This window comes from Saccharopolyspora sp., from assembly GCF_017434145.1.
In the GTDB taxonomy this organism is placed as follows: domain Bacteria; phylum Actinomycetota; class Actinomycetes; order Mycobacteriales; family Pseudonocardiaceae; genus Saccharopolyspora_C; species Saccharopolyspora_C galaxeae.
Genome location: NZ_JAFRFW010000593.1, coordinates 1 through 3,057, shown reverse-complemented (window position 1 = coordinate 3,057; position 3,057 = coordinate 1). Strand labels below are relative to the sequence as shown.

Below are 3,057 nucleotides of genomic sequence, written 5' to 3'. Positions count from 1 at the left end.
TGAGCGCCCGTTCCGGCGCCCGGACGGTTCCACGCTACCGCTTGGAGAACGTCCGGTCCCTGGGCTCCTGCCGACCGTCGCCGATGGTCGCGCCCGCAGCCGCGGCGCCCCCGCGCCCGCGCACGAACAGCGCGGTGACGAACGCGAGCACCCCGACACCTCCAGCCACCACGAACGCGGTCCGCAACCCGGCGGCGTCGGGCGCTCCGGTCGCGGCCGAGCTGCCAGCGGCCGCGACGGTGACGAACACCGCGGTGCCGAACGCGCCCGCGACCTGTTGCAGCGTGGACAGGATCGCGCTGCCGTGCGAGTAGAGGTGGTCCGGCAGCACGCTCAGCGACTCGGTCATCAGCGGCGTCATCATCAGCCCGAGCCCGGTCATCAGCAGGATGTGGATCCCGATGACCGCGCCCAGCGCCGAGTCCGGCCCGAGCGTGGCGAACAGGCACAGCGACACCGCCATCGCCAGCGCCCCCGGGATCACCAGCGGCCGCGCGCCGAAGCGGTCGAACAACCGCCCCACCGGGCGCCCGAGCACTCCCAGCACCAGCCCGCCCGGCAGCACCGCCAGGCCGCTGACGAACGTGCTGGTTCCCAGCACCGTCTGCAGGTACAGCGGCAGCAGGATCGCCCCGGCACCCAGCAGGCACATGAACAGCAGCGCGGCGAGCACCAGCGCGACGACGAACGGGCGGTAGGTCAGCGGGCGCAGGTCGAGCAGCGCGCGGTCGTCGCGTTGCAGCCGCACCTGGCGCGCTGCGAACACCACCAGCGCGACCGCGCCGACGGAGATCGCCGCCCACGGTGGCACCGGCTGGTGCCCGCCCGCGGACTCCCCCATCGCGGAAAGCCCGTAGAGGACACCGCCGAATCCGAGCGCGGACAGCAGCACCGAGCCGACGTCCAGCGGCACCCGCCGGGTCGCGGCGTCCAGCCGCATCCAGACCGCACCGATCACCAGCGCCAGCAACGACAACGGCAGCACGAGCCAGAACATCCACCGCCAGCCCAGCCAGGCCAGCACCGCTCCGCCGATCGTCGGACCGATCGCGGGGGCCACCGCGATGACGATGGTGATCGTGCCCATCGTCGCGCCGCGGTTGGCGGGCGAGACCAGCCGCATCACCGAGGTCATCAGCAGCGGCAGCATCACCGCGGTGCCGAACGCCTGCACCACGCGCCCGGCGAGCAGGACTCCGAATCCAGGTGCGAGCCCGCTGAGCAACGTGCCCGCGCTGAACAGCGTCAGCGAGGCCAGGAAGACCTGCCGCGGGGTGAACCGCTCCAGCAGGAATCCGGTGATCGGGATGACCACCGCCATGGTCAGCAGGAACCCGCTGGTCAGCCATTGCACGGTGGTGGTGGACACGCCCAGGTCCTCGGTCAGATCGCGCAACGCGACGCTCAGGATCGTCTCGTTGAGGATCATCACGAAGGCCGAGACGACCAGCACGGCGATCAGCACCGCCGCCCGCGGTGCTGCGACGTCCCGGCCGGAGTCCGCTGTCGCGGTGCTCGCGGAGTCGGTCATGGGTGGGCACACCTCGCAGCGGTAGTTCCGGTTCGCCGTCCGGCGCTGTTCGCAGCGCGCGGGCGGCCGGTCGTGCAAGAGCGGCGATCCGCTCCGCATCGCCTGCGAGCGGGGATCGGACGGCGTTGCACGGCACGGTCAGCTTTGCACTCCCGATGCCGCTGATCGTCCCCAGCTCCCCGGTCGCAAGGAAAATCACAGTCGGCGAAACGACGCCCCCAGCGCCGCGACCCCCGGTGGCCGCAGCCCGCAATGCCGTGATCCGCAGTGCTGGAAACCCCAGCGCCAGAACCCCAGTGCGGCTGCCGCCCCCCAGCACCGACTCGTTTCAGCCTACCGCAGCAGAACTCCCGTTCCGGCGGGGAGAGCGAATTACACGTCCCTCCCGGTGCGGCCGGGAATCGGCGCCGAGCGGCCTCGGGTCCGAGCCCGGTGGCACCAGCGCACGAGCGAACCCCGGCCCGCGCTCGGGCCGTGGCCCGCTGCCGGTGACCGAAGCGGGGCAATCGTGTGATGATGTCCCGCCCGAGGAAGGAACCGATGCCGAACAAGATCTCCCTGGCCGCCGTCTCGCGGGCGCGGCAACTGCCGAAGTGGTCGCAGCTGCGCGAGGTCGTGCAGTTCAGCAAGCCGGCGTTCGGCCGCACCGCCCGCCGCCTGGAGAACGCCCGCACCATCGGCGAGCTGCGCGCCGCGGCCCGGCGCACCACTCCCCGCGCGGTGTTCGACTACGTCGACGGCTCGGCCGAGGAGGAGATCACCGCCGCCCGCAACATCGCCGCCTTCCGGCGCGTGACGCTGCGTCCGGAACCACTGCGTCCGGTGACGGATCCGGACACCGCGGTCGAGCTCGCGGGCGAACGCAGCGCGCTGCCGCTGGTGTTCGCGCCGACCGGTTACACGCGGATGATGCACCACCACGGCGAGGCGGCGGTGGCCCGCGTCGCCGAGCACTTCGGCGTCCCGTACTCGCTGTCGACCATGGCCACCACGTCCGTCGCGGACGTCCGGGAGGCCGCGCCCGGCGTCGCGCTGTGGTTCCAGCTCTACTACACGCAGGACGCCGAGCTGAACGAACTGCTCATCTCGCGGGCCGAAGCCGCGGGCTGCTCGACGCTGCTGCTGACCGTGGACACCTCGGTGCCGGGCAAGCGCCTCAAGGACGTGGCCAACGGGCTGACCATCCCGCCTGCGCTGACGGCCAGGACGTTCCTGAACATGTCGATGTTCCCGGCGTGGTGGTTGCACAAGCTGACCACCCCGGGCATCGGCTTCGCCTGCCTCGACGGGGTGCGCGGCAACTACACCTCGGAGGACCTGGCGCGCACGTTGTTCGACCCCGGTCTGGACTTCGCCGCGCTGGAGCGGCTGCGGCAGCGCTGGCCCGGCAGGCTCATCGTCAAGGGGATCAACACCGCCGAGGCCGCGCGCGAGGTCGTGCGTCGCGGCGCCGACGGCGTGGTCGTGTCCAACCACGGCGGCAGGCAGCTCGACCGCTCGGCCGCGACGCTGGAGGTGCTGCCCGC

2 protein-coding genes are annotated in these 3,057 nt (G+C 72.1%); one reads left to right on the top strand and one right to left on the bottom strand.

Going from position 1 to position 3,057, the window contains the following annotated elements; translation table 11 throughout:
- Positions 1-34: 34 nt before the first annotated feature.
- Entirely contained in the window at positions 35-1,531 is a 1,497-nt protein-coding gene (locus tag IJH84_RS16360) for an MDR family MFS transporter (RefSeq protein ID WP_295145920.1), read from the bottom strand.
- Positions 1,532-2,071: 540 nt separating this feature from the next.
- Here IJH84_RS16360 and IJH84_RS16355 point away from each other — a divergent pair.
- A partial coding sequence (locus IJH84_RS16355) for an alpha-hydroxy acid oxidase (RefSeq protein WP_295145918.1) occupies positions 2,072-3,057 on the top strand: 986 nt, incomplete at its 3' end.